Source organism: Reyranella sp. (assembly GCF_044224635.1).
In the GTDB taxonomy this organism is placed as follows: domain Bacteria; phylum Pseudomonadota; class Alphaproteobacteria; order Reyranellales; family Reyranellaceae; genus Reyranella.
In genome coordinates this window covers 10,910-36,962 of record NZ_JBGAKA010000022.1, presented here as the reverse complement: position 1 = coordinate 36,962, position 26,053 = coordinate 10,910, and the positions used below count along the sequence as shown (strand labels likewise).

Genomic DNA, 26,053 nt, shown 5'->3' with positions numbered 1-26,053 from the left:
CAGCGCGGGACCTTCCGTGTCATGCACTCCCAGCGGAGAGGCGCTTCACCCATAGGAAGTTGGCGCGGAGGGGTGCTTCACCCCAGCGGCAATTCCCGCGGCGCCTTCCGGGCATGATCGTGTCGTGCCGCGATATCCTGCGATGTCCAGATCCCGGCCTTCATCCCATCGGCCAGGACGGCACGGGCGACCTGGCCGGCGCCCATGTCGGCTGCCTCGGTGAAGGCGGCCTCGAAGGCCTCCTTGATTGCGCCCGGATCGATGGTCGTGGCGGCAACGCACAGAGCCGAGAGATGCAGGACCTGCGGCATCACGAACCGGCACCCGACGTCCGCCATGTCGCGCTGCGCCTCGGCAAGCAGGCCCTGGGCCTCTCCCGTCCGCGCCATGGCAGCCAGCGCATGGGCTCTGAGCGCGAGACCGTAAGGCACGAAGAGCCGCGCGCCCGATGCGCGATAGGCGGCGATGCCGGCATCGAGCTCGACGAGCCCGTCCGGGTCGCCTGACGCGGCGCGACTCCAGCCCTTCATCAACGTGCCGAAAGCGATCCAGTAGGGCAGGTGCCGTCGCCGGGCGAGCGCTTGCGTCTCGGATGCAAAGCGCTCGGCCTGTTCGAGCTCGTCGAGCGTCTGGTGGACGGCTGCCGATATACCGAGGCCGTAGGCGAGACTGAGACCGTGACCGAGAACGCCAGCGTAACGAACCGCCTCGGCCGCCTGGCGTCTCGCCTCCTCCCCGTTGCCGGCGAGCGACTCCAGCCAGGCAAGGTTGATCCGGCCGAGCACGGTCGGGTCGACCGAGTGATGCACGATGTGGTGCTGGGCATTGGCGGGATCGTACAGCTCGATTGCGCGCCGCAGGTTTTCCCGCGCCTCCGCGAAGTGGCCCTGGCAGAACTGGCACCAGCCGAGACGGCGCAGGGCCTCGACCTGCAAGATGACGTCGCCGGCCGCATTGGCGGTCTGGCGCAGGCGCTGCGCCAGCTGGTGGGACGTCTTGAGCGGCCCTCGGACCTGATAGAACGTCTGCAGTCCGCGCAAGGCGGGAAAGCTCAGTTCCTTGCCGTCGGTCGTCTGAAGGAGCGTCTCGGCGCGGTTATAGGCCCGCTCGACCTCGGGAGACGCTTCGCCTCGGGTTGCTATCAACGCGGTTCCCAGGTCGACCTGCAGGGCAAGCTCGTAGCCGTCGTGCGTCGATGCTGCAGCGATCTCCGGCAACTGCTCGAGCGCCGAGCGCAGGAACTCGACGGCTTCGACGAAGCCCGAGCTCGAGTAGGCGAGATGGGCCGCCTTGCGCCAATGCTGGATCGCCAGCTCGGGCAGGCCGCCTGCGGCGCAGTGCCTCGCCAGATTCTCAGGGCTCTTCTCCGCCAGCTCGGGATAGCGCGAGCTGATCAAGTGGGCGATCTCGGCGTGCCAGGCATGGCGTTGGCTGCGCAGCAGGGAGTTGTAGGCGATCTCCTGGAACAGGCCGTGGCGGAACGAGAAGTGCGCACCGCTGCCGACGCCGTGCCTGATCATGATTTCCGCGCGCACCAGGATTTCGATCATGTCGCGCAGTCTCGCGGAATCGTCGTCGCGCAGGGCGAACAACAGCTCGCCGGGAAACTCGAAACCCAGGCAGGAGGCGAGCTGGGCGACCGGCTTGGCATTGCCCAGCCGGTCGAGGCGAGACAGCAGCAGCTCCTGCAGCGTCGGCGGAATGACCAGCTCGGGCGTGCCCGCCCGGGAAGCGCTGCCGCGCAGGTGCTCCACAACGGCCTTGGTAATCTCTTCGATATAGAGTGGCACGCCGTCGGAGCGTTGGGTGATGCGCCGCACCGTCGTCTCCGGCAACGCATTGCCGTCGGCGAACTCGTCGATCAGCCGCGACACCGACAAGGTCGGCAACCGCCCGAGATGCAGGGTGAAGCCGTGGCTGCGATGATCCCACAGCGAGGGAACGTCGGGCCGGGCGGTGGCGAGGAGCAGGCAAGGGGCGCCTGCCACGTGGCCGGTCATGCGGCCAAGGAACTCGAGCGTGGACGGGTCGGCAAGGTGCAGATCCTCGACGACGAACAAGGTCGCCCGGTCGTCCCCCGTCGAGACGATCCACTCGGCGATGAGGGCGAAGGCACGCGCCCGGTTGACCGAGGTGCTGAGCAGCGTGGTCCCTTCCGGCTCGGTGAAGCTCAGTAGCGTCGCCACGGCGACGGAAGTCGACTCGTCGCCGCCGAGGCGCTCCATGGCCGCGTGAATCGCCTCAATCGCCCATTCGCCCGAGACGTCGGCGAGGCCGAGCTCCTTGCGCAGCATCGCCGCGATGGGATGCAGCACGCTGCCGGACGTCTCGCGTTGGCAAGACGCCACAAGGATGCGCGCGTTCGCCTGTTGCGCGCGCGCGGCGACGGCACGCATGAGATGGGTCTTCCCCATCCCCGCCTCGGCGATCACCATGCCGATCTGGCCGTTGCCCGAGTAGGCAAGCTCCCAGCGCGAGACGATCAGGTTGTATTCGGCATCGCGCCCGATCGGAGGAGCGGGAAGCGCGCCGCGGAAGTGCAACGGGTCGTCGAGCTCGGCCCGGGCACCGAGCGATTCGTAGAGGGCGATCGGATCGCGCACGCCCGGCAGCTCGACCGTTCCGAGCGAACGGCATTCGATGCGCCGCTCGACGAGCCGGTGGGTGAAGCTGCTCAGGACGACGCCGTTCGACGGCGCCCGCTGCTGGATTCGGGCGGCCAGGTTCGGCACCTCGCCGATCAGCGTGCCGCGGTCGTTCAACTCGCCCGTGCCGAGATCTCCCACAAGCGTCAAGCCGGTATGGATGCCGACGCGCGCCGCGGGAGCCCAGTTGATCGGCTTGAGCTCGCCGAGATCGATCAGCTTCAGGGCATCGACGATCCGGTGCGCGCATTTGACGGCATTCACCGTGTCATCCTCGTGCGCTGTCGGATAGCCGAAGCACAACATCGCGCCATCGCCGAGGAATTTCACCATCTGGCCGCCGTAGCGATGCACGGCCTCCGCGATGATGTTGCGGAACTGCAGGATGACGGCGCCGAAATCCTCGGGGTCGATTTGCTGGGCCAGCGCGGTCGAGGCGACGAGGTCGCAGAAGGCGACCGTTACGTGACGCCGTTCGGAGGGCCCCTCTATTGCCGTCGCGGGTTGCAGCGCACTGCCGCAGTTTCCGCAAAACCGCATGCCGTGAGGATTGTTGGTTCCACAAGCGATACAGCCAGTCACTCGCAACCGCACCCTTGCCGCCGCCGGTCCAGCGTGACCTCGCGCAGACCTCGCGTGGCCGAATGCAATAGACAAGCCAGACGTTGCTCAGTAAAACCAACTCTGGTCCGGTTCTCGGCGACGTTCAAGATGAGACCGCCACACTTCGAAACTCCGCCGCTGGTGGCGCTTTCATATACGGAAAGTTGCAATCTCGATTGCCGTCACTGCTACGGCGATTGCGCGACCGAGGCCAAGCCCGACGAGCTGAGCGGCGAGGAGTGGGCGCGAATCGTCGACCAGTTGATCGCCGATGGCGTCATTCAATTCTACATCGAAGGTGGGGAGCCCCTGTGGCGTCCCGATTTTCTCGACGTCCTCGGGCATGCCGCGCGCAAGGCGATGACGCTTCTGCGGACGCACGGCACGCTGATCGATCGCGAGATGGCGCAGCGGTTGAGGGATGCCGGCGTGGGACGCGTGCTGGTCGATTTCATGGGAGCCTCGGCAGAGACCCATGAATGGTTCACGCGCTCATCCGGCAGTTTCGAGGCGTCGTGCAATGCGGTGCGCAACCTCGTCGCACTGGGCGTGCCGGTCGATGTGCTGACGATTCTCAATCGCCGGACGGCGCCGGAGCTCGATGCTCTGATGCGACTCGCCGGCGCCCTGGGCGCCCAGCGTTTCGGCGTGCTGCGCTTCTATCCGATCGGTCGCGCGCGTGCCTTGTGGCGCGAGCTCGCGCTGACGCTGACCGAGATGATGGCGGCGGTGCAGTCGCTCGATCCGCCCGAAGGGTTGCGCGTGATGCAGTCATGGCATCCGAATGACCGCAATTGTTGCTGGCAGTCGGCCTGCATCTCGGCGCGCGGTGATTCGATCGGCTGTGCCTATCTGCGCGAGTTCGTCAACTTCGGCAATGTCCGCCATACGAGCCTGGTCGAGACGTGGCGCAACGACCCGCTGTATCGGCGCTTGCGCGAAGGCAAGGTCGAGGCTCATTGCACAGAATGCACGGCGTCGGAAGGAACGCGCGGCGGTTGCCGGGCCGCCGCCTACGCCTTTCATGGCAGATGGGATGCACCCGATCCCTTCTGCTCGTCCCTCAATGATGGAGTGGATCTCCGTGTCCTCCCCGACTGGCTTGCTGATCAGGGTCCCGGACCTGTCCGTGCGCCCAGTGCCGGAGATGGGCTTCTGCCTCGTGTACGACCCGGCCGCCCGGGAAATCTACACCTTAAATCCCGCCGCCTGGCTCGTTTTCGAACTATGCCGCGGACGGACACGAGGTGATGCGGAGGCTGAGTACCTGTCGACTTTCGACGAGCGTGAGCAGCGCGCGCGGGCGGTGACCGAGTTCGCGGACTCGCTCGAGCGGCTTTTTCGTCTCGGCCTGGTCGTCGAGCAGCCGGCGGGCAAGGAGCAAGAAAGGGGAGAGACAAGATGACCGACAATCACGACAAGCTGCGGTCCCTGGTGCGCCGCAGAAGCACCGCGCCGAGCGCCGCCGTGCTCGAAACCGAGGTCCGCTCGCAGGGCGCGCCCAATTTCCTGACCGAGGCCGATCCCGAGCTGCAGGACAAGCTGCCGACCATTGCCTTCTGGGAATGGAACTATGGCGTGTCGCCGGCCGACATTCCTGACTTCATCGGCGACCTTCAGAACGACGAGTTCGCCATCATCACGCGGATCGAGCAGATCATTCCGGAAAAGGACGATCGGATGATCGAGTATCGCGGCACCTTCATCTCGGCCACTGGCGAGCGCGGCTGGTACGAATGCCGTACCGTCTGGGCGTATCGCGGCGATAATCCGATCGCACAGTGGGCGCAGCTGCTGGAGGACGCGCAGTTCAAGCTGATGTTTCGGCGGGTCCGGCGGCGCTGGGCCAACGACCCGGCGGCGACCGAGCGGCTGATGTCGCTTCTGCAGCTCTACACCTACGACGATGACTTCGTCGATCCGGACTTCGCCGATGGGCAGCGCGCCCTGATGAGCGCCAGTGCAGGATTGTCGAACGACTGAGGGTTTCAGGGCACGATCTTCCGCTCGGCGGGATGCTGCCGAGCGGAGCGTGCCCCGTCAGCGGCCAAGCCGCGGGGACTGAGGTTAGCAGAGCATGTCCGAAGGAGGGCAGCCGTGCCAATGACCGATCCCGTTCTACAGGCCCTGGATGACCTCGCTGATGCATTTCCCGACAGCGAGCTGAGCTACGTCAGGCGCGATACCGGCACACGGGTCGTTCAGACGCTGCGCGGCAATTTCCAGAAGTTCGGACCGTTTCCGCCGGGGTCGTTCGATCACGGCAGTGTCGTCCCCTACATCGCGCATTTCTGGACCGACCGAAGGCACTTGTTCGATCCGAGCCCCAGTGGCACGGCAGCGAAAGTACCGGAATTCAAGCTCACCGGACGTTCGGCAAATCAGGCCATCATCGCCGGACAGCAGGTCGCTGTCGTGGGAGGCGAGGCAATCGGGCTCAGCGGCGCTGTTCTCACGGCACGCATTGCCGCGCGGCCCGCCGCCGCGGGGTCTCCGGTGACCTGGCAGCTCGATGGCTTCGACAACAGCCTCGTGGCGGCGCCGACCTTCGAGCCCACCATCGTGCCGCCGGACCCCGATGCGACGATAAAGCTGGCGAGCCGGGCGGCCTTCGGGCGGCCCGATGTGCTGGCATTGCGCTCGGAGGTCACGACCCGGTCCTTCCCCGATTCGAAAAGCCAGCACGCCTGCCTGATGATCGCGTTCCCGGCGCAGCCGCGACTGGTGGGAAAATGGAAACGCGGCGCCATCGTCTATTGGTCGCTCGAGGAGAAGGGAGGAAAGCTGCTCCATGTCGAGCCCGATGGCAGCTATGCCCAGGTCCTGGCCGACAATACCGGCCCCTACCATCCGGGCGCGACCAGCCTCTATGTCCTGCCGGCCGATGCACCGCATCAATACCAGCTCGTCGACGATTCGTTCCAGAGCCGACAGGGTCCGAATATTCGAACGGGTCGGTTCACGAGAGGCTCGGCCACCAGCCTGCCGGAATTCCTCCCGCTGGTCGGCACGGGCTGGCGGCACGAGGCAGCGGCGGCGTCGCGCCTCAATCCCGGCGTCGCCACCGACGCCCACGCCTTTGCGCGGGACATCGTTGGCGCATTGCTCGATATGCGCGATCGCAATGGCATCATCGGCCCGATCCTGCACGACCCCGTCACTGTCGCGATCCAGGTCTACCCGGCGGCTCAACCCGGGGAATGGCGCAAGTCCGCTTTCGCCGTGGTCATCGCCAATGCGGACGACAGCCTGCCGCGCTCGTGGTTGAAACGCTGGGCCTATTGCAGTGACAACACGGTCGTGGCGCACGAGATCGCCCACGGGCTGATCTACGAGAGCCTCAAGATCGAGTACAGGCTGGAGAGCGGAGCTCTCGACGAAGCGCTCGCCGATCTCATTGCGGTGCTTGTCACCGGCACTGTCGCGATCTTCGATCGGCCGTGGGTCAGGCCGGACACGCGCTACGTCCATGCGGCGGCAGCATTGCGCGACGCATCGTGGTCCGGTGCGCTCTCGCGCGCCCGGGTCTCTCCCAACGACCGCGTCGAGCGCGGCGAGTATCCCAATCATTACGTCGATTTCGCCAGGCTCGCGCCCACCAACGACAAGGCGGTGAAGCTCGCCAAGCCGCGCAACGATCATGGCTACATGCATTGGAATTGTGCGATCGTGACCCGCGCCCTGGCGATGCTGGCGCAGCCAGTGGCCACGTCGCTGAGTCATCCGGAGACCGGGCTGACCGCGACCGCCATCGGCGCGACCGCGGTCGGCGACCTGACGTTCAGCGCCCTGCGACTGGTGCTGATGGACAAGTCGATCGGCAACAACGATCCGGAAGGCACACCGTTCGCCCGACTGCGGGAAGCGCTGCTCAGTACCGCGACGTCATCGCAGTTCGATCGTGTCCTCGACGACGGCAGCGATTACGGGATCGACTGTCGGCTCTACGCCGCCCAGATCATCAACGTCTGCAATGCCGCCGGAATTGGCCCGATCCTGTCGGTTCGCGGCCGTCCCGATGGCGTGCCGGACCGATACATGCCGCCGATCGGTCTCGATCCGCCGGCATGGGTGATCAAGTTCGCGCAAGAAGGATGCGAGAGCCGGACGTGGAAGCCGGGTCAGCTGGAGCCGATCGATCTGGTGCGCGGCAAGGAAGTGGTCGTGACCGTGCGGATCGCCAATCTGGGCGTGTCTGCCGATCGCGCGATCCCGTTGCTGTCCGTCCTGCTCGAGGGGGAGCGCAACGCCACGGCCCAACCGTCGACCCTGAAATCCGTGGACGCGGACTTCGACAGCCAGCGCCTGTCGCCCGGCGGCGTCGTTGACCAGTCGGTGACTCTCGCGAGCGCCGATCTGCCCGACTTCGCCGACCCTTGGATCCTCGTGACGGCAACCGACGCCTGGAATGCCCTGCGCAGCCGGGCGTTGGCCCGAGCGGCGATCAGGGCGGCGACTTCGCGACGAAACTTCGATCTGCCGCTCAACGCAGCGCTGATCAGGCTTCGCCTCACTGGAGAGCAATGATGAAGACCTACAGGATCGCAGCCATTCCAGGCGACGGCATCGGCACCGAGGTGGTCGAGGCCGGCGTCGAGGTGCTGGCAGCCGTGGCCCGGCGCGACGGTGGCTTCGCCGTAGACTTCGACCGCTTCGACTGGGGCGGCGAATACTACGCCAACGTGCGGCGGTTCAGTTCTCCGGCACCTTGCCGATCCGCTCGACCGCGATCCGCAGCCGATCGGCGTCGCGATCCAGGAACGTCTTGAACTCCGGCGCGTCGAGATAAGCGATCGGCGTCTCGACCTTGGCCATCGCCTCCTTGAACTCCGCATCCGCGACTGTGCGCTTCACTGCGTCGCGCAGGATGGCGAGGATCGGTTGCGGCGTGGCGGCTGGCGCGAACAGACCGGACCAGATGTAGAAGGTAGCGTCGTAGCCCAGCTCGGCCATGCTGGGCACGCCGGGCAGCGCGGCCAGCCGCTTGTCGCCCCACACCGCGAGCGCGCGCATCTTGCCGCCCTTGATCTGGCCAATCGCCGCGGCGGGGCCGGAAGCGAGGCAATCGATCTGGCCGCCGAGCAGCGCCGCCACCGCGGGGCCGCCGCCCTGGTAGGGGATGTGGAACAGCTTGATGCCGGCCGCGGCGGCGAAGATCTCCATCGCCACGTGCAGGGTGCCGTAGACGCCCGACGAGCCGTAGTTGATCGTGCCGGGCCTGGCCTTGGCGGCGTCGACGAGATCCTTCAGCGTGCGATAGGGCCCGTCGGCGCTGACCACCAGCACGGTCGGATCGGCGCTGATCAGGGCGAGCGGCGCGAACTGGTCGAGCTCGTAGGCCGGCGGGCGGCCCTGCAACCGGTCGGCCACCGGCAGCACCGAGATCGACGACAGCGCCATCAGGATCGTGTAGCCGTCGGGCGCGGCGCGTGCCGCCTGGGCCGCGCCGACCGAGCCGCCGGCGCCCGCCTTGTTCACCACCACGACCGATTGCTTCAGGAGGCGGCCCATCACCTGTGCGGTCGGCCGGCCGGTGATGTCGGCCACGCCGCCCGGCGGGAACGGCACGATCATCTGGATCGGCCGCGCCGGAAACGTCTCCTGGGCCCGCGCCGCCGCCGGCGCGACGGCGAGCATCAGCCCGCCGGCCAGAAGCGCACGCCGGTCCATGGTCGCCCTACTTGCCGGCCTTGGCGGCGCCGGGCTTGGTGCCCGGATAGGTCGCGGTGAAGCCGAACAGGTCGGTCAGCGCGTTGGGCATCATGATCTTGTCGAGATCGTCGATGCCCGCCGTCTTGGCCGGCTTCAGCCCCAGCGTCAGCGGCCCCTTGGGCGCCTTCCAGTCGACGATGAAGGAGGCGATGGCGTCGAGCGCCTGCAGGGTCTGCGGTCCCTGCGGCTCGGCGAAGCCTGCGATCGAGGCCAGCGCCGTCTTCACGACGTCCTCGGGCTTGACGCCCTCGGTCTGGGCAAGCGGCGGGACCACCTTCGCGAGCAGCCCTTTGTCGTCATAAGTCAGCTTGGCCGTGCGCAAGCGGCCGTCGTCCTTGGCCGAGGAGGCGTTCGTCTTGTCGCTGATGCCTTCGATCACCATGGCGAGCGCGATGCTGGCCTGACCGCGCAGCGTCATCTCGAGATTGTTGAGATGCAGCACCTTGGCCGCCGTGTCGATGCGATAGTCGAGCGCCATGTCGACCGGCACCTTGGGCACGCCGTAGGGCTGCAGGGCGGTGAACAGCTCGTCGTCGCCGGTGATGCCTTCGAGCTTGAGCTTGGCGAAGCGCGGGCCTTCGTCGGGATTGGCATCCTTCTTCAGGCGATCGAAATCGAGCTCGTCGACGGTTACCTTGTCGATCTTGACCGTGCTTTCCTTGTCGCCGGTCGCGGCGTTGGCCGGGATGACGGCCACCACGTTGTTCAGCACGAACCCAGAGTTGCCGAGCGGGGCGCTGCTGGCATAGCTGAAGTTCTTCAGCTCGATCTGCGGCTTGAGCTCCTTCTCGAAGCGCTCCAGCCCGCTTTGCGCCCACGATGCCGTGGCCAGCCCGAGCAGCAACAAGGCCGCAGTGAGTCCCGCCCAAATAGAACGCATGACGTCTCCCATCGGTTGAGCCGCCACCCTATCATCGCCCCTTCGGCGCGGCGAGCCGGAGTCGCGGCAGGCGTCATTCTCCTCTCCAAGCTTTGATTGGGGGCGGGCACCGCCCCGATTTTCTCAGCATCGTGGTGCACGCCGGCGTGCTGGGGGTCTCCCCCGACTACGGGGCGGGACGAAGAAGTGTCGGCTCGCGGGGACGAGAAAGCATGTCACCCCAACGCCGTGGAGGAGCACGGCGGGACGCCGGCACCCAGGGTCGCGGCAAGCACCGCGTCGGCGGTGGCCGACCAGCCGACCGGCGCGAAGTCGGTGCGCAGCCGATGCTCCAGCCTCGCCAGCTCGTCCGGGTGCTCGATGAGACGGCGGATCGCCTGGTAGGCGCCCGTGGTGTCGTCGGGATCGACATAGAGGCAGAACGGTCCGCCGGCTTCCGGCATCGAGGTGCGATCGGACGAGACGCAGATCTTGCCGAATGACAGGCTGTCGCTCACCGGCAGGCCCCAGCCTTCGTAGTGCGAGAGGAACAGCGTGAAGCGGCAGCCGTGATAGAGCGCAGCGAGGCCGGCATCGTCCGGCGAGCGGACGAACACCAGCTTGCCGTCGAGCCACCGCGTCGCCTCGATAGCCTTCATCAGGTCGTCGACCATCCAGCCGACGCTGCCGGCGAACACCAGGGTCGGGACCTTGTCGCGCGGCAGGTCGCGCAGCAGCCGGCACCAGACGCGGAATGCCTGCTGATGGTTCTTGCGCGTCTCGATGGTCGACACGAACAGCACGAAGTCTCCGGCGCCAAGCGCCTCGGGCAAGGGGCCCGGCTGCGGCCGGGCGAAGCCGGTGCCGACCGGCACGGCACGCGGCGTGCACTTGAGCGGAATGCTCTGGCCCGCCGTCCAGGCCACGACGTCGCGCGCCGTCGACCACGAGTTCGTCAGGATGGCATCGGCGAGCGGCAGGGTCTCGCGCATCACCTTGCCGAACTCGGGAGCCCGCCCGAGCTCGAAATACTCCGGCCGGACCAGCGGAATGAGATCGTGCACCAGCATGGCAAAGCGCATGCCGGTACGCTGCGTCAGCTCGCCGACGCGCTCGGCGTAATTGCCGTCGTGCCACGGCGCGCCGAGCGCGCACAGCCAGTCGCCCGGCCGGCCGACGTTGCGCAGATCTCTGATCCGCGCGGGGGCCGGCTCGGGCAGCGGCGCCGGTCGCGGTCCGGGCTCCGGCCGCGCGGGCGAGGGCGGAAACATCCAGCTGCGCAGGCGGGCCATGAGCGAGGGCGCCGCCGCCGACGCAGCTCCTCCCGTCTCGACTGCATCGGGCGGCGGCGGGGCTGGCGGACGCTCGGCCTTGCCGCTGGTCATGGTGCGATAGGTGTCGTGCACCTCCTGCCAATCGACCAGCTTGAACAGGCCGGGTCGTTGGTTGTGCGTGACGAAGCGCACGCGGTCGGGAGCCTGCCCGGCGAGCGCGCAATAGACCTCGCCGGTCAGGCGCTGGATGCCGGTCGGTCGGGCGCTGCGTTCGGCGAAATAGAAAAGGTCATCGACATCTAGCCAAAGCGTCATGGATCTGCAGTGCGCTCCTTGTGTCCGCCTCGCGGATCGCGCAAGGGCCGTTGGCGGCCTTTCATACAAGAAGTGCGGCCGGGACCAACATCTCATGACTCTTCCGGACCGCGGGCGTCTCGCCTGCTCATGGATCGAGAGCGGGCGAGACGCCCGCGGTCCGGAGGACATGACGCTCCATGCGAGGAGCCAGCGAGGGGCAACCCGGGCTAGACGTGCGCCGACGTCGTCGGGTGGTAGTCGTTGAGGTCGACGACGCCCATCAGCTTCAGCGTCTGGCCGTTGGCCAGGGTATATTCCGCCTGGGTATGCATATCGAGCGACGGCATCAGCTTCTCCGCCTCCTCGACCGACATCATCAACAGGCCTTTGACGAACTGGAAGACGCCGGCGTTCAGATCGGGCAGGTCGATGATCAGGATGCGGTCGGCCGTCGGCAGAAACAGCGACATGTCGGCCAGCGCGCCATTGAGAGACTGGATCGCGGGCGCCGAGGCGCGGAGCTCATGGCTCGAATCGGCGGCAAAGGTCAGTATGTCGTCGATCAGCTTGTAGCCGGAGTCTTGCGTCGTGGCGGTCTGAGCCGCGGTCGTCGGCTGAGAGACGTCATCCAGCAGATCGGTGCTCGCGGTGGAGATGGACGAGGGTTGATGGCTGTCGGGTCCATCGGTGAAGGTCAGGCGCGGGGCGAGCTCGGGCGAGAACAGCAGCTTCCAGGCCTCGGACGACACGGTTACCGAGCTGCCGTGGAACGTGAAGGTCGGGCCTTGCGGCGGCGCCACCAGGGCCACGGCATGGGTTATCGGTGTCGCCGGTGCCGTCGGCGCCTCGGCTTCCACCTTGGGTGCGGCAACGACGACCTGTGCGGGCGATTCCTCTGCCGCCATCTCGGAAACCGGTGGCAGCGTCCGGAGGGCGACCGTTTCGATCAGGCCGTCCGCCAGTGCCGCTTTCTCGGTCGGCAGCGTCGGCAGGTCAGGCAGGTCGCCAACCCGGCCGACGTCGAACAGCAGCTTGATGCTGTGCGAGGCCAACCCGTCGACCACGCCCCGCCACAGCAGCCCGTCCTGGCCGAGATCGGCGACGTCCAGCTGATCACTGCCCGACGAGTCGCGCGTTGCCGCGATATCGGGCACGGCATTCTGCGGATCGGCGGGAGCGGCGTTGGCGTCGTGCTGGACGACCATGGAGCCGCGATCGGTCGTATCCGGCACGGCGGCCACGCGATCGGTCTCGTCGCCCAGCAGCTCGAGGGACTTGGCCACGGCGGCGACCGCGGCCAGGGCGGCCGCGACGACCAGCGATCCCGACAGGTTGTGGTTGCCGGTGTCGAGACCGAGCCGGCTCGCCTCGACCTTGGAGAACAGGGAGTCGCGCAGGACGTTGCCCGAGGCATCGCGACCGCCGCTGACCAGGGCGACCGTGCCGTCGCTGTCGACCTTCCAGTCATACAACCGGGCATCGTCCTCGAGCGACCAGGCAAGCGCGGTGGCGATGAAGGCGATGATCACCGTCGACGGATGCAGATGGATGCGGTCGCCGAGCGACGCGGCGGGCAGGACCAGCGGCTGGCTGCGCACCACCTTGTCCATCACCGTCCGGAAGCTCGGGCCGCACACCACATCGCCGGTCGCCGCGCTGGCGGCCATCACCTGGCCGTCGATCTTGGCGATGTGGGCGATCACGTCGCCGGTGTCCTCGCGCAGGAAGATCACCCAGGGATCGCCCTCGTCCGATACCCCCGTCTCGCAGATCACGGGCAGGCCGGTGCCGCGCAGGATCGCGGCAGTGCGGACGAACTCGGCCTGCTCGGCGGCAGACCATTCTTTGCGAGTCGGAAGGGTAAAACGAAAGATCGCGACCATCACCCACCCAAAGTCGTTCGCCGATCGGGTCCCCCGCCTGTCGCGTGGCCCACCCTCGTCGTGCCCAGGAATTATGCGGAAATTATAGCGAGTCCTCTCCGCGGTCGACGGTCCCCCCGTACCGGCCCACTAAATCGCCGGCACTGTTGCCGTCAATCCACACTTCACGCCGTACGCAACAGAGCGTTACATCAGCCGCCGCGTCGAGTCCGGCGTCGCCCGGGGCATCTCGTGCCCTTCGCCGCCGGCCTCGAACAGGAAGTAGTGGGTGATCGGATCGTAGTAGCGCAGCAGCTCCTTGACGAAATCCTGCGGATCGACCCCGAGCGCGTCCGCCCAGACCCGATAGCGATCCGGCGGAATGCGGCCGCGGCCCGATTCGAGCTGCGACACGAAGGTATAGAAATTCAGCCCGACCAGCTTTGCCAGCTCGCGTTGCGAAAGGCCGCGGGCCTCGCGCAACTGCTTGAGCCAACGGCCGGCGTCCTGCCGGAGCTGCTTTACATCGTAGGATGCTCGATGCTGCGGATGGCTATACATCGCTCTCTCCAATCCCTCTGCCGAGAGTGGCGCCGCCCCAAACGACGCCGGTTCGCGGAACTCCTAAAGTGACTCTTATATCCTTCTGCGGCCCAGTGCAACAGTTGCTGTACTCTAAAAGCGAACTATGGCAAATATGCCGTCGGGATTTGCCGGGTGTGCCCCGACGTGACGGGCCAGGAAGGGCGATTATGGCGGTGCGCATTGCAAATCATCCAGCAGTCATCGTTGCAATCCAACGGCCAGTCGGCGAGCCGCGCAGCCTGCTCCTAAGGACTTTGTAAGTAGATCGCGCGATGTCTACGCCCGAATTGCGCCATATGTCTCCGGCATGAGTGAATCGTGATCCCTCCCAGACCAAGTCGACCGCCGCCGTCCGAGCTATGGGCCGCTTTCCGCGCCTATAGAGGGGTATTCCTGGGCGTTGCCGCCGTCAGCGTGTTCATCAACGTGCTGATGCTGGTGTCGCCGCTCTACATGATGCAGATCTACGATCGCGTCCTGGCGAGCCGCAACCAGACCACGCTGGTCATGATCACCCTGGCGGCGATCATCCTGTACGTCGTCTACGCCAGCCTGGAGGCCCTGCGCTCGCGCACCATGGTGCGGGTCGGCATCCTGCTCGACGAGCGCATGGGGCCGCGCGTGTTCGATGCCATCTTCCGGGTGTCGCTGCGCATGGCCAAGGGCAGCCTGCATTCGATGCAGCTCAACTCGGCCCAGCCGTTGCGCGACCTCGACACGGTGCGGCAATTCGCGACAGGCAACGGCTTCCTGACCTTCGTCGACGTGCCGTGGACGCCGATCTTCCTGCTCACGCTGTACCTCCTCCATCCATGGTACGCGATCTACTCGATCGTCGCCGCCGCCGTGCTGTTCGCGCTGGCGACGCTGCAGGAGTTCGGCACCCGCAAGGACATCGCCGCGGCGACGACGCACAGCATCGATGCGCTGCATTTCGTCGACGCCAACCTGCGCAACAACGAAGCCGTCGAAGCCATGGGCATGCGGCCCGAGATGCTGAAGCGGTGGATGAAGAAGCACGAGAAGGCGCTGACCCTGCAGGCCCAGGCGAGCGACTGGGCGGGCGCGGTGCTGGCCTCGACCAAGTTCTGGCAGGGCGTCGCCCAGCTCGGCATCCTGGCGCTCGGCGCCTACCTGGTGATCGAGGGCCAGGTGACGGGCGGCGCGATCTTCGCCGCCAACATCCTGATGTCGCGCGCGCTCGCCCCGGTGGCGCAGTCGGTCGGCGTGTGGCAGGCCTTCGTCAACACGCGCTATGCATGGCGCCGCCTTGCCGACGTGCTGGCGATGGCGCCCGAGCAGCCGCAGCGCATGCAGCTGCCGGCGCCGCAGGGCCGCCTGACGGCGCTCGGCCTGGTCGTGGTGCCGCCGGGCTCCCAGGTCGAGGTGCTGCGCGGCGTCAACCTCGACATCGCCTCGGGCGAGGCGATCGGCGTGGTCGGCCCCAGCGCCTCCGGCAAGTCGAGCCTGGTGCGCGCGCTGATCGGCGTGTGGCCGACCTTCCGCGGCGTCGTCCGTCTCGACGGCGCCGACATCAACCAGTACGACCGGGTCGAGCTCGGCCGCTTCCTCGGCTACCTGCCGCAGGACGTCGAGCTGTTCGACGGCACGGTGGCGGAGAACATCGCGCGCATGGGCGCCGTCGATGCCCAGGCGGTGATCGAGGCGGCCCAGCTCGCCGGCGTGCATGATCTCGTGCTGCAGTTCCCCAGCGGCTACGACACCCGCATCGGCCAGGGCGGCCAGAGCCTGTCGGGCGGCCAGCGCCAGCGCATCGGCCTTGCCCGCGCGCTCTACGGCAACCCGCGCGTGGTGGTGCTCGACGAGCCCAACTCCAATCTCGACCATGCCGGCGAATCGGCGCTGGCCGACGCGCTCAACCAGCTCAAGCGTCGCCGCACCACGATCGTCGTGGTCACCCATCGGCCCAACATTCTCACCAGTATGGACAAGATCCTGGTGCTGAATGGCGGCAACGTCGAGCGCTTCGGCACGCGCGACGAAGTCCTGGCCGGCCTGGTCCGGCCGGCCGCGGTGCCGAGCGCACCGCAGCAGCAACGACCCGCAGTGGCCGCCGTGGCCGCCGCGCGACAAGGAGGCGACGGCTGATGAACGCGGGCATTCCCCAGGTCAGGCTGGACAAGGACGCGGTTCCGCCGCGCAACGCGGTGCGGCCGCTCGTGCTCGCCGGCGTGGTCATCCTCATCGTGTTCGGCGGCATCGGCGCCTGGTCGGCGACCGCGCCGATCGACAGCGCCGTGGTGGCGCCCGGCATGATCGCCGTCGAATCGGATCGCCGCTCGGTGCAGCATCTCGAAGGCGGCATCGTCGCCGAGGTGCTGGTCAAGGAAGGCTCGGTCGTCAAGCAGGGCCAGCTCCTGATGCGGCTCGACGAGACGCGCACGCGGGCCCAGGAAGAGGTCGCCCGCGGCGAGCGCTACACCCAGCTCGCCGCCGAGGCGCGCCTGACCGCCGAGCGCGACGAGCAGAAGGCGATCAGCTTTCCCGAGGATCTGCTGGCGCGCAAGTCCGACAAGAAGGTGGGCGAGATCCTGAAGCTTGCCGAGGCGCAGTTCCAGACCCGCAACGCCGCGATCAAGGGCCAGCGCCAGATCCTGCAGCAGCGCATCGTGCAGCTCGAGGAGCAGATCGAGGGCTTCCGGGCGCTGCAGAAGTCGAAGGCCCGCCAGGGCGAGCTGATCGACGAAGAGATGCGCATGATCGAGGACCTGGTGAAGAAGGGCCACGTGACGCGCCAGCGCTACCTCGCGCTGCAGCGCGAGGCGAGCCGGCTCGACGGCGAGGCGGCCGACCACATCGCCTCGATCGCCAAGGCGCAGCAGACGATCGGCGAGACCAAGCTGCAGATCCTGCAGCTCGACAACGACCGCGCCCAGGAGATCACCAAGGAGCTGCGCGAGGTCCAGGCCAAGCTGTTCGAGGCGACCGAGCGGCTCGGCATGCTCGAGGACCAGAGCCGCCGGCTCGAGATCACTGCGCCGGTCGACGGCACGGTGATCAACCTCGCCTACGTGACGGTGGGCGGCGTCGTGCCGCCGGGCGCCACCATCCTCGCCATCGTGCCGTCGAACGAGAAGATCGTGGCGCAGGCCCAGGTCTCGCCGGCCGACATCGATTCGGTGCATCCCGGCCAGTCGGTCCATCTCCGCTTCACCACCGTCGCCGCCAAGAACACGCCGGTGCTCGAGGGCACGCTGGAGTACGTCTCGGCCGACCGCCTGACCATGGATCAGCGGCCCGGCCTGTCGACCGCCGCGATGCCGACCCTGGTGCCGAACGCGTTCTACACCGCGCGCGTGACGATCGATAGCAAGGAGCTGGCCAAGCTCGGCGACCTCAAGATCCACACCGGCATGCCGGTCGAGGTGCTGATCAACCGCGGCGAGCGCACCGCGCTGCAGTACATCGCCGGGCCGATCTCCAACAACTTCGCGCGCGCCTTCAAGGAACGCTAGGCTGCAGCTTCCGTCGCCAGCCTTCCTTCACGTTTCTCCGCCCCGCTAGGGGGAGAGGCTCGGCGAGGGGGCTTCGACGGCCGCCGCATCCCCTGCGACCGCCTCGCCCAACCTCTCCCCGAGCGGGCGAGCGGCGCCTGAGCGTGCCCCCGTCCGCTCCTCCTGCGCCGGTGCCAGGCAGCCTTTTTGCCGGTAGTGGGCGAGATTCTCGCGCACCGTTGCCGGGAGGCGGTCGGTCGGCATCTCGCTCAGCGCCTCGTTGCCGATGAAGAAGCGGCGATCCTGCATGGCGCGCTCGATCAGGACGGCGTTGCGCAGGGGCTGGAACTCGGCATGGGCAAAGGCGTCGAGCTTGCTCATGATCGCGGTCACGCCGCCCTGCCAGGTGAAATGCCAGCCGGCATCGCGAATGACGGCGTCGTCCGCAGCCCTGCCGATCTGATCCAGGTAGGCCAGCTCCTGCCAGCGCGGCAGGGCGAGATCCTCCATGCGGTCGATGACCTGCTTGGGGGCGGCATAGGCCTTGAGCCAGGGCCCTGCCGTGAGATTGAAGTAGTAGTAGTTGAGGGCGAGCTCGAGGAACACGAAGCCCTGCTTGTCGCGGGCCAGCGCGATGGTGCCGGCGCGCGGGATCTCGTCGACGTCGGAGACCACGACGAGGTCGTCGGGGGCGGCATCGGTAATGGCGCCGCGCAGCGCATTGCGCTGATGACGCTCGCGCCGCCAGTGATCCTCGCCGACCGGCATGTCGTTCACCACGACGTGGCGGATCTTGTGCCTGAAGCGCTCGAAGCGCCGGGCATTGTCGGCGAAATGCAGCGGCTTGGGTTTGCCCTGATGCGTGATCGGCGCCTCGAGGAGCACGAAGAAATCGACCACCGGCGCGAGCTCGGCCAGCCGGACCTCGAGGACGTCGAGCTCGGTGGAGAACATGAAGCAATCGAACACCCGGCCGGCCGGCTTCGCGTCGGGTCGGGCGGGCGGCGGTGCGCTCCTGCCGAGCAGCTTTCTCAGCCAATCCAGTGTCCTGCCGGCCGGGCGGGCGGCGGGCGAGCGGGAAGAATCCATGGGGCGCACGATATCCAGTTCGGAAGGGGGGGCGGGCTGGCGGAACTCAGGGCTTGCGGAAGAGGGCCCAGCAGTCGGTGATGAAGCGATCCTCGCGGATGCGGCCGTCGCGGGTCACCAGCTCCGGGAACAGCACGCCCTGGGTCGATCCGGGAAGCAGCTGGCGCTCGCACAGCCAGTACCCAGTGACCGCGTTGATCAGGTACTTGTAGGAGCCCCAGAAGCCGAGCTCGACCAGCTCGACGCGGCCTTCCTCGGCCAGCCGCTCGAGGAAGCGCGGGTGAAAGCCCGACGAATAGAAATGCGGCTCGCCGTGAATGCAGTTTATCGTCGGGATGGTCACGTAGAGGTAGCCGCCCGGCGCCGTGTGGTGGACCAGGTTCCGGAACGCCACGTGCGCGTTGAAGACATGCTCCAGCACCTGATTGCAGATCGTCATGGAGAAGTTTTGCGGCGGCCGGTCGCACCACGACAGGTCGAGGTCGTTGGCCGGGTCGGACTCGAAGCCGAGGACGGTCACGCGCTGCGGCGTCAGGAAGGCGAGCTCCCACTCCCGCAGGCTGCCCGAGACGATCCCGACATGGTCCTGCCGGGCCAGTCCCAGCCGTTCCATCGAGCGCGCAAAATGGGCGAGCGAGACGACGCGCGAGTAGTTGAGGACGGAGCTCAGATGGCCGTCGAATTTGTCGTCCATCGCCGCGATGAAGGCGCCGACGTCGTCGGGGCCGAGCTCGGGGCCGCGGCGCGACGATGTCCAGGCGCCGACGTGATGCTGCACGACCTCGCCGATCTTCTCGCGCAGGCGGACATTGTCCAGGATCAGCTGGTTGCTTTCCCGGCCGAGCCGCTCGAGCCTGGTCTCGTGATCGCGCAGCGTCGCCTTCAGTCGATCGTTTTCCTGCTCGGCAGAGGCCAGCCTGCCATCGAACGCGATCTCCCGCACTTCCAGGGATCGGCCCTGCCCGGAAGAAAGCGGGGCAGGGGGGGAAAGAAGGGCGAGGGCCCGCTTGATCGCAGTGAGCATAAGGGAGTCGTGGCAGCAGGTCGGCGCAGTCCGGGTTGGATGTCCATTTGACCATCGTCGCGACGATCGGTCATCATTTCGTTTGAGCACCTCTTGCTCGCCTCCCCCGATGACGATTGCTCGCCTCCCCTGATGACGACCCGATGACGGGCGAGGGAGTCGAGATGTGTCCGCGGCGGAGCAGGCCGGGGCGAAGCGCCGCGCGGCGCGGCCGGCGATCCGCCCAGGGGTTGCTTGGCGCTCGGCGGAACGCGTGCTAGTCGAGCCCGCGTTTCGTGCGCGCGCACGAGGCGTTCAGCATTGGAGCACCCCTGATGGCGCGTCGCGCCCTGATCACCGGCGTGACCGGACAAGACGGCGCGTACCTGGCGCGGCTGCTGCTCGACAAGGGCTACGAGGTCTACGGCGCCATCCGGCGCGCCGCGTCGCAGACCCTGCCGCGTCTGCGCGAGCTCGGCATCGCCGACGCCATCCGGCCCGTCACCCTCGAGCTCAACGAGTTCAGCAACCTCCTGCGCGCCCTGGAGCAGGTGCGGCCGGACGAGGTCTACAACCTCGCCGCCCAGAGCTTCGTCCACACCAGCTTCGAGCAGCCGATCTACACCGGCGATGTCGGCGCGCTCGGCGTGACCCGGGTCCTGGAAGCCATCCGCGCGGTCAACCCGGCGATCCGCTTCTATCAGGCCAGCACCTCGGAGCTGTTCGGCAAGGCGCAGACCATGCCGCAGAGCGAGCGTACGCCGTTCTATCCGCGCAGTCCCTATGCGGTGGCCAAGCTCTACGCCCACTGGATCACGGTGAACTACCGCGAGAGCTACGATCTGCACGCCAGCGCCGGCATCCTGTTCAACCACGAGAGCCCGTTGCGCGGGCCCGAGTTCATCACCCGCAAGGTCACCCTGGCGCTGGCCCGGATCCGCCACGGCCAGCAGGACGTGCTGGAGGTCGGCAACGTCGAGGCGCAGCGCGACTGGGGCTTCGCCGGCGACTATGTCGAAGGCATGTGGCGCATGCTGCAGCAGCCGCAGGCGGCCGACTACGTGCTGGCGACCGGCCGGGCGTACTCGGTCGGCCGCTTCATCGAGCTTGCCGCCGACGCGCTGGGCTTCTCGATCGGCTGGGAGGGCACCGGCAAGGCCACGCGCGGCATCGACCGGCGCAGCGGGCGGGTGCTCGTCACCATCAATCCGATCCACTACCGGCCGGCCGAGGTCGACCTGCTGGTCGGCGATTTCTCCAAGGCCAAGGAGCGCCTGGGCTGGCAACCGACGGTGGCGCTGCCCGACCTCGTCGCCATGATGGCCGAGGCCGACGACCGCCGCGTCCGCGACGGCCGCCTGATGCTGTAGGAGATCATTCTCCTCCCCGGCGAGGACGCTGGGGAGGAGAATGAGGAGCGGCATCAGCGGTCGGCGGCCACCAGGTCGATCACCGGGGGTGCCTGCAGCATGTTCCACAGGCGCCGCGACACCACCCGCCAGTCGTATTCGGCGAGCCACGCGGCCTGGCGGCTGCCGAGCGAGGCCAGGCGCTGCGGCGCGCCGAGCAGCTCCTCGATGCCGGCCTCGATCGCCTCCGCCGAGGTGCCGGGCAGGCGGTGCACGACCTCGGCGATGTCGTCGAAGATCGACAGCGGCGTGCAGGTCACCGGCCGTCCGGTGGCGAGCGCGAAGCGTACGGCGGCGCTCGAGGATTCCTGGGTGAACTGGTAGGGGAAGACGATCAGCGACGCCTCGCCCAGGCGCTCCAGCACCTCGCGCTCGCCGAGATAGTCGGTGACCAGCTCGATCTGCGCCGCGGCCTCGGGATGGGCGGCGATCAGGGCCCGGCAGGCCGCCAGCTCCTGCTCCGACTCGGGCACCGGGTAGAGCGCATTGAGCAGCAGCAGCCTGGGCCCGCCCTCTCTCGCCTTCCCGGGCCGCGCATGGAGGCGGACGAACGCCTCGATCAGCTGGCGCACGCCCTTGTGCGGCAGCAGGTAGCCGAAGCAGGCGATCACCGGCTCGCCGGCCGGCGTCGCCGGCCGGTCGAGCCGGAGCGCGCCGTGCGGGAACAGGGCGACGTTGTCGACCAGCCCGAAGCGCTTCAGCTGGTTGAGGTCGGGAATGCCGTGCACCAGGATGCGCCGGACCCGCGCCAGGCTGGCGGCGATCTGGCCGAGCGACATGAAGCGGTCGGGCTTCTGCACGTCCTGCGTCGAATGCAGCACCAGGTGGCAGGCCACGCCGGCGGCCGCCAGGCGGTCGAGCAGGCGGCCGAGCGCCGCCAGATCGAAGAAGCCGAAATTGAACTGGATCACTACCGCGCGCGCGCCGCCGGCGATGATGGCGTCGTGGAGCTCGTCGAGCGGATCTTCCCAGCCCTGGTTCCAGCAGCGCACCACGTTGGCCTCGTCCGGCGCCAGCCGGTCGTTCGACCGGCTGGCCAGCACCTGCAGGCTGCCGGCGGGGAACTCCCCGGCCAGCAGGCGGGCATAGGAGGCGATGCCGCAGCGCACGTTCCAGCTCGACACCCAGGCCACGCGGTCGAACGGCCGCACCGCCGGCTGGCTGTCGAGGCTGGCCACGGCGGCCTCGGTCCGCCGTGCCACCGCCGGCCAGCTGAAGACGCGCTCGACCAGGGCGCGGGCGGCGTCGGTGCGGGCCCGCCGCTCGGCCGGCGAGGCGGCCTGCACGGCGCGCAGCGCCCGCGCCAGATCGTCGACGTCGGGGTCGACCCAGGCCGAGGCGAACACGCCGAAATGGCTCTGCGCCCGGGCGAAGCGGTAGTCGACCAGCCAGGCGGTGTCGGGCGTGCAGAAGTCGCTGAGCCCGCCATGGCCGGTCGCGATCACCGGCAGCCCGGCCAGCATCGCCTCGGCCGCCGGCAGCCCGAAGCCTTCGCCGCGCGACGGCATGACCAGCACGTCGCAGTCGCGGTAGAGGCCGGCGATGCGGCCCTTGTCGACGTCCTCGTCGATCAGCACGATCTCGGCATGGTCGGGGAAGCGCCGCCGCAACGCCGCGACCTGCAGGGCGATGTCGTTGTGCGGGTTGGGGAAGGTCTTCACCACCAGGCACACCGGGTCGGCCGTGGTGAAGGCGCTGCCCCACGCCTCGATCAGGCAGTCGACGCCCTTGCGCGGGAAGCCCGAGGAGACGTGCAGAAAGCGCAGCCTGCCGTCGCGCGCTCCACTTTCCTCCCCAGCTTCGCCGGGGAGGGGTCCCGTAATCGGGACGGAGGGGTCATGAACTTCAGTGGTGGTGCCCTTGACCCCTCCGTCGCCGCAAGGCGGCGACACCTCCCCGGCTCCGCCAGGGAGGGAAGGAGAGGGCGCCGCCGCACCGCTGAAATGCTCGGCGCCGTTGCCGACCACTACAACCGGCACGCGCACGCCGTTGTCGACCAGCGCCTTGGCGACGAAGCGCGACACCACGGTGACCAGGCTGAGCTCGCGGTTGAACTGCTCGATCCAGCGCACCGGGATGCCCGATTCCTCCCAGCCCCAGTTGGCCAGGATCCGGGTCGGGCCGGGCATCGCGCTGACCCGCGGCGGATACAGGTTGCGCAGCACGATGTCGGGCCGCGCCATGCGCCGGCCACGCCGCCACAGCTCGGCGATGCCGGGCTCGCCGGCCAGGAAAGCCTCGTCCGGCGGATAGTCGCCCGGCCCCTCGGTCGAATGCAGCCCGACATCGAGACCGCGCCCGGCCAGCGCCGCGCCCAGGGCGCGGTTGACCAGGGCGAGGCTGTAGCTCGAATCGAACGGCCCCTCGATGCGCCATTGCGCCGGCCGCGCGGCGTCGGCCGGCGGCGCCGGCACCTCAAGCTCGAGGTCGAGCCATTGCCGCAGATGCAGGGCGAGGCGATGGACCGCCCGGGCGCGCTCGAAGCGCCGCACGTTGCGCCGGCCGGCGCTGACCAGGCGGCGCCTGAGCGCCGGCTCCTCGGCCAGCACCTTGAGCACCGCCGCCACCGTGGCCGGCTCCTTGTCGGCCAGCACTAGGCCGCCCTCGCCCACCGTCTCGGCGATCGCCGCCGCGCCGTAGGCCACCACCGGCAGGTCGGCTTGCATGGCCTCGATCAGCGGCACGCCGAAGCCCTCGTGCTCGCTCAGGCACAGGTAGACGTCGCAGCCGCGGAAATAGGCGCGCAGGCGGCGGTCGTCGACCTTGCCGGGGAAATCGACGACGTCCTCGAGCCCGCGGTCGCGGCAGATGTCGCGCACCCGGTCGGCATACTCCGCGCCGGCGCCCAGCCCGCCGATGATGATGAGCTTGACCGGGCGGCGCATCATGGCGCTGAGCCGCTCGGCGACCAGCACCAGGTCCTCCTGGTACTTGTTGGCGACGATGCGGCCGACGAACAGGATGTTGAAGGCGTCGTCCTCGGCCAGGCGGCGGGCGAAGTCGGCATCGCAGGGCGCCGTCTGCCACGCCTCGGGGTCGAACAGCAGCGGCACGATCTCGATCCGCGGGAAGCCCAGCGCGCGCAGCTCGCGGGCATTGTAGTCGGACGGCGCGAAGGCGCCCTCGACCAGGTCGCGCAAGCCGGCGAGCTGCTGGCGGGCGAGGTGGGCAACCCGCTCGAACTCGCCGCCTTCCTCGAAGAACTCGAGCGGCGTGATGTTGTGGTAGACCAGCAGCTTGCGGCAGCTGAGCGTCTTCAGCCAGTCGAAATAGCGGATCGCCCACGAGAAGTGGACGATCAGCACCGTGTCGGGGCTGTCGGGGAAGGACGCCGCGGGATGGAGGTCGGCCGCCAGCTCGGGCGTCACGTCCTCGATGTACATCTCCGAGGCGTAGCCCAGGCCGCGCAGCAGGTCGCGGATGTAGAACAGGCCATTGGTGATGGCGTCGCCAAGGGCGGAGCCGCCATGGAACTGGTGGATGGCGCGCGGCTTGAAGGGCATTGCGCCGCCGCTCACGCCCGGCGCGCCAGCACGGCGATATCCTGCGGCCCGTAGAGCAGCTCGTTCAGCCGCCGCGCGGCCTCGCTGTCCTCGTTGACCAGCGAGGACGCAGGGTAGGGATGCAGGCGCATCAGCTCGACCTCGTGGAAGCCGCGGCTCGACACCAGGTACTCGACCAGGACCGGCGGCAACGGGCGCAGATGGGTCGGGTCCTGGTGGAACGTGAGGGCGCCCACCTTGAGGTTTTCCGGGTTGGGCGTCTCGAGGATCAGGATGCCGTTCGGCACCAGGGTGCGGCGCGCCTCGTCGATCAGCCGCAGCATGTCCTCGAGCGCCAGGTGCTCGATCACGTGGAACGCCGAGATCGCGCCCAGCGCCCCGTCCGGCAGGCGCGCCAGATGGTCGATCGCGTCGTCCCGGCTGACGGCGAGGCCGCGCCGCCGGCAGGCATCGACGATCTGCGGGTTGGCATCGATGCCGTAGGCCGGCACCGCGGCCTCGGCCAGCAGCTCGAGCCACTCGCCGCGCCCGCAGCCGACGTCGAGCAGCGGATGGCGCGGGGTCACGACCGGTTGGCCGCGGACCCGCTCGAGATGCACCCGGAGCCGGCCCTTGATGTCCTCGCGCGACCCGCGGAAGCGTTCCTCGAAGCCCTGGGCGAAGCGGCCGGAGAGCTCGCTGGCAGCCGACAGCGCCGCGGGTCGCGCCCGATCCGGCCGCGCGTGCGCCGGCTCGGCAGGCCGCGATCCGGCGGCGACAGCGTCGCCGGCCCCCGCGTCCTGCGGCCGGCCCCCTCCGGCGGCATCGATCAGCCGGGCGAGCCGGCGATGCTCGAAACGCAGGTCGCCCTCGATGCGGACGGCGGCGCGGTCGAGCCGGGCGAGCCGGCCCTCGAGCTGGTCGTGCAGGACGCGCTGGCTTTCGGCCTGCGTCAGGTTGAGGGCCGCGAGCGCGCGATGCTGGTCGCCGAGCGCGCTCAATTGCAGGCGCAACGCGTCGATCTGCCGGCTGAGGTCATGCACCCTGTCGGCGGTCTCGCCGGCCCATCCCCAGATCTCGGAAAAACGCCGTTGCAGCTGATGATGGCGGCTGTGCTGGCGGTACAGGGCGCCGAGCCGCGCCATTGTCCGGCCGATCAGGCCCAGCGGACCGCGTGGCGTCGGCCCCTCTGGCTCTGGCCCTCCTGGCTCTGGCCCTCCTGGCTCTGGCCCTCCTGGTGGGGCATCGGGCGGCAGCGCGGCCGGTGGGGGTGCCGCCGGCGAGGCATCGCTTGCGGGAAGCGCCGAAATTTCAGCCGCCGGCTGCCCGGCCGTCCGGTCGGCGTTCGGCAGCGGAGGCACGGGATCGGCCGGGTGGGCCGCCAGCTCCTGCCGGACACGCTGCTCGAGCAGGCGCGAATCGATACCGGGTACGTCCGCTCGAAGCATCATTCTATCCTTGTTGCGGGGCGAGCCTTGCCTTCATGTGGCCCGGATGTCCAGATGGTCGGCAAGATGCTGTGGTCGTTCGTGGTCTTACCTCTGGCCTTGCACAAGCTCTTGATCGTTTCGGCCAGGGCTGGCATATAGAAGTTACACAACCTTTTAGAGTTACAATTGTTACAAGGGGTTGTGGCCGGTTCTTCAGCGCCGTTAGCCCAAATCATTTTCGCCATTAGTGGCTGGCGCGATTTGTGAAGCAACTTGCATACTGCGACAGCCTCAGGTAAAACTGCTCCGTTCGTCATAAGACCGGACGTTTGGGTTTTGTTTGGGGAT

At 68.1% G+C, this 26,053-nt stretch carries 17 protein-coding genes; 7 read left to right on the top strand and 10 right to left on the bottom strand.

Annotated features, from left to right (window positions below; translation table 11 throughout):
• Positions 1-77: 77 nt before the first annotated feature.
• A complete protein-coding gene (locus ACILR9_RS19590) occupies positions 78-3,185 on the bottom strand; it encodes an ATP-binding protein (protein WP_395711640.1) in 3,108 nt (1,035 codons plus the stop codon).
• A gap of 96 nt (positions 3,186-3,281) precedes the next feature.
• Here ACILR9_RS19590 and ACILR9_RS19585 point away from each other — a divergent pair, with 96 nt between their 5' ends.
• The 4 genes from ACILR9_RS19585 (at position 3,282) to ACILR9_RS19570 (ending at position 7,775) form a co-directional block, all read left to right on the top strand.
• A complete protein-coding gene (locus ACILR9_RS19585) occupies positions 3,282-4,499 on the top strand; it encodes a radical SAM/SPASM domain-containing protein (protein ID WP_395711639.1) in 1,218 nt (405 codons plus the stop codon).
• A complete protein-coding gene (locus ACILR9_RS19580; protein WP_395711638.1) occupies positions 4,396-4,653 on the top strand; it encodes a PqqD family peptide modification chaperone in 258 nt (85 codons plus the stop codon). Before ACILR9_RS19585 ends, ACILR9_RS19580 begins: the two co-directional genes overlap by 104 nt.
• Positions 4,650-5,231, top strand: coding sequence for a hypothetical protein (locus ACILR9_RS19575; protein WP_395711637.1), 582 nt, complete (start codon positions 4,650-4,652; stop codon positions 5,229-5,231). Before ACILR9_RS19580 ends, ACILR9_RS19575 begins: the two co-directional genes overlap by 4 nt.
• A gap of 120 nt (positions 5,232-5,351) precedes the next feature.
• Positions 5,352-7,775 (top strand): M4 family metallopeptidase, encoded by a 2,424-nt coding sequence (locus ACILR9_RS19570; RefSeq protein ID WP_395711636.1) that lies wholly within the window; start codon positions 5,352-5,354, stop codon positions 7,773-7,775.
• 165 nt (positions 7,776-7,940) lie between these two features.
• On the opposite strand, the gene ACILR9_RS19565 is transcribed toward ACILR9_RS19570, so the two are convergent.
• The 5 genes from ACILR9_RS19565 to ACILR9_RS19545 all read right to left on the bottom strand — a co-directional run bounded on the left by ACILR9_RS19565 (position 7,941) and on the right by ACILR9_RS19545 (position 13,813).
• The gene (locus ACILR9_RS19565) at positions 7,941-8,918 is read right to left on the bottom strand and encodes a Bug family tripartite tricarboxylate transporter substrate binding protein (protein WP_395711635.1); all 978 of its coding nucleotides are present in this window, start codon (positions 8,916-8,918) and stop codon (positions 7,941-7,943) included.
• A gap of 7 nt (positions 8,919-8,925) precedes the next feature.
• A complete protein-coding gene (locus ACILR9_RS19560; RefSeq protein WP_395711634.1) occupies positions 8,926-9,840 on the bottom strand; it encodes a hypothetical protein in 915 nt (304 codons plus the stop codon).
• Positions 9,841-10,055: 215 nt separating this feature from the next.
• Positions 10,056-11,408, bottom strand: a complete 1,353-nt coding sequence (locus ACILR9_RS19555; RefSeq protein WP_395711633.1) for a glycosyltransferase family 4 protein — start codon at positions 11,406-11,408, stop codon at positions 10,056-10,058.
• Positions 11,409-11,617: 209 nt separating this feature from the next.
• Positions 11,618-13,273, bottom strand: a complete 1,656-nt coding sequence (locus ACILR9_RS19550) for a hypothetical protein (RefSeq protein ID WP_395711632.1) — start codon at positions 13,271-13,273, stop codon at positions 11,618-11,620.
• A 186-nt stretch (positions 13,274-13,459) separates the two neighbouring features.
• Positions 13,460-13,813, bottom strand: coding sequence for a helix-turn-helix domain-containing protein (locus tag ACILR9_RS19545; RefSeq protein ID WP_395711631.1), 354 nt, complete (start codon positions 13,811-13,813; stop codon positions 13,460-13,462).
• Positions 13,814-14,155: 342 nt separating this feature from the next.
• On the opposite strand from ACILR9_RS19545, the gene ACILR9_RS19540 reads away from it, so the two are divergent.
• Both ACILR9_RS19540 and ACILR9_RS19535 read left to right on the top strand, forming a co-directional pair.
• Positions 14,156-15,946 carry a type I secretion system permease/ATPase gene (locus ACILR9_RS19540; protein ID WP_395711630.1) on the top strand — a complete coding sequence of 597 codons (1,791 nt, stop codon included), beginning with the start codon at positions 14,156-14,158 and terminating at the stop codon, positions 15,944-15,946.
• Positions 15,946-17,313, top strand: a complete 1,368-nt coding sequence (locus tag ACILR9_RS19535) for an HlyD family type I secretion periplasmic adaptor subunit (protein WP_395711629.1) — start codon at positions 15,946-15,948, stop codon at positions 17,311-17,313. Before ACILR9_RS19540 ends, ACILR9_RS19535 begins: the two co-directional genes overlap by 1 nt.
• A 45-nt stretch (positions 17,314-17,358) precedes the next feature.
• Here ACILR9_RS19535 and ACILR9_RS19530 read toward each other — a convergent pair whose 3' ends face one another.
• Complete coding sequence (locus tag ACILR9_RS19530; protein ID WP_395711628.1) at positions 17,359-18,381, bottom strand: hypothetical protein; 1,023 nt, start codon at positions 18,379-18,381, stop codon at positions 17,359-17,361.
• 46 nt (positions 18,382-18,427) lie between these two features.
• The gene (locus tag ACILR9_RS19525) at positions 18,428-19,324 is read right to left on the bottom strand and encodes a hypothetical protein (RefSeq protein ID WP_395711627.1); all 897 of its coding nucleotides are present in this window, start codon (positions 19,322-19,324) and stop codon (positions 18,428-18,430) included.
• A gap of 395 nt (positions 19,325-19,719) precedes the next feature.
• Here ACILR9_RS19525 and gmd point away from each other — a divergent pair, with 395 nt between their 5' ends.
• Positions 19,720-20,754: a GDP-mannose 4,6-dehydratase gene (gene gmd, locus ACILR9_RS19520; RefSeq protein WP_395711626.1), complete on the top strand. Its 1,035-nt coding sequence runs from the start codon at positions 19,720-19,722 to the stop codon at positions 20,752-20,754.
• A gap of 53 nt (positions 20,755-20,807) precedes the next feature.
• Here gmd and ACILR9_RS19515 read toward each other — a convergent pair whose 3' ends face one another.
• Positions 20,808-24,311, bottom strand: coding sequence for a glycosyltransferase family 4 protein (locus ACILR9_RS19515; protein WP_395711625.1), 3,504 nt, complete (start codon positions 24,309-24,311; stop codon positions 20,808-20,810).
• Positions 24,308-25,420, bottom strand: a complete 1,113-nt coding sequence (locus tag ACILR9_RS19510) for a class I SAM-dependent methyltransferase (protein ID WP_395711624.1) — start codon at positions 25,418-25,420, stop codon at positions 24,308-24,310. Before ACILR9_RS19510 ends, ACILR9_RS19515 begins: the two co-directional genes overlap by 4 nt.
• Positions 25,421-26,053 lie beyond the last annotated feature (633 nt).

What these genes read in the sequence shown, in the direction of transcription:
- ACILR9_RS19545 (WP_395711631.1), bottom strand. Translation starts at nt 13,813, where the DNA reads ATGTATAGCCATCCGCAGCATCGAGCATCCTACGATGTAAAGCAGCTC.
- ACILR9_RS19565 (WP_395711635.1), bottom strand. Translation starts at nt 8,918, where the DNA reads ATGGACCGGCGTGCGCTTCTGGCCGGCGGGCTGATGCTCGCCGTCGCG.
- ACILR9_RS19535 (WP_395711629.1), top strand. Translation starts at nt 15,946, where the DNA reads ATGAACGCGGGCATTCCCCAGGTCAGGCTGGACAAGGACGCGGTTCCG.
- ACILR9_RS19550 (WP_395711632.1), bottom strand. Translation starts at nt 13,273, where the DNA reads ATGGTCGCGATCTTTCGTTTTACCCTTCCGACTCGCAAAGAATGGTCT.
- ACILR9_RS19575 (WP_395711637.1), top strand. Translation starts at nt 4,650, where the DNA reads ATGACCGACAATCACGACAAGCTGCGGTCCCTGGTGCGCCGCAGAAGC.
- ACILR9_RS19560 (WP_395711634.1), bottom strand. Translation starts at nt 9,840, where the DNA reads ATGCGTTCTATTTGGGCGGGACTCACTGCGGCCTTGTTGCTGCTCGGG.
- ACILR9_RS19510 (WP_395711624.1), bottom strand. Translation starts at nt 25,420, where the DNA reads ATGGCGCGGCTCGGCGCCCTGTACCGCCAGCACAGCCGCCATCATCAG.
- gmd (WP_395711626.1), top strand. Translation starts at nt 19,720, where the DNA reads ATGGCGCGTCGCGCCCTGATCACCGGCGTGACCGGACAAGACGGCGCG.
- ACILR9_RS19530 (WP_395711628.1), bottom strand. Translation starts at nt 18,381, where the DNA reads ATGGATTCTTCCCGCTCGCCCGCCGCCCGCCCGGCCGGCAGGACACTG.
- ACILR9_RS19555 (WP_395711633.1), bottom strand. Translation starts at nt 11,408, where the DNA reads ATGACGCTTTGGCTAGATGTCGATGACCTTTTCTATTTCGCCGAACGC.
- ACILR9_RS19570 (WP_395711636.1), top strand. Translation starts at nt 5,352, where the DNA reads ATGACCGATCCCGTTCTACAGGCCCTGGATGACCTCGCTGATGCATTT.
- ACILR9_RS19590 (WP_395711640.1), bottom strand. Translation starts at nt 3,185, where the DNA reads ATGCGGTTTTGCGGAAACTGCGGCAGTGCGCTGCAACCCGCGACGGCA.
- ACILR9_RS19580 (WP_395711638.1), top strand. Translation starts at nt 4,396, where the DNA reads ATGGGCTTCTGCCTCGTGTACGACCCGGCCGCCCGGGAAATCTACACC.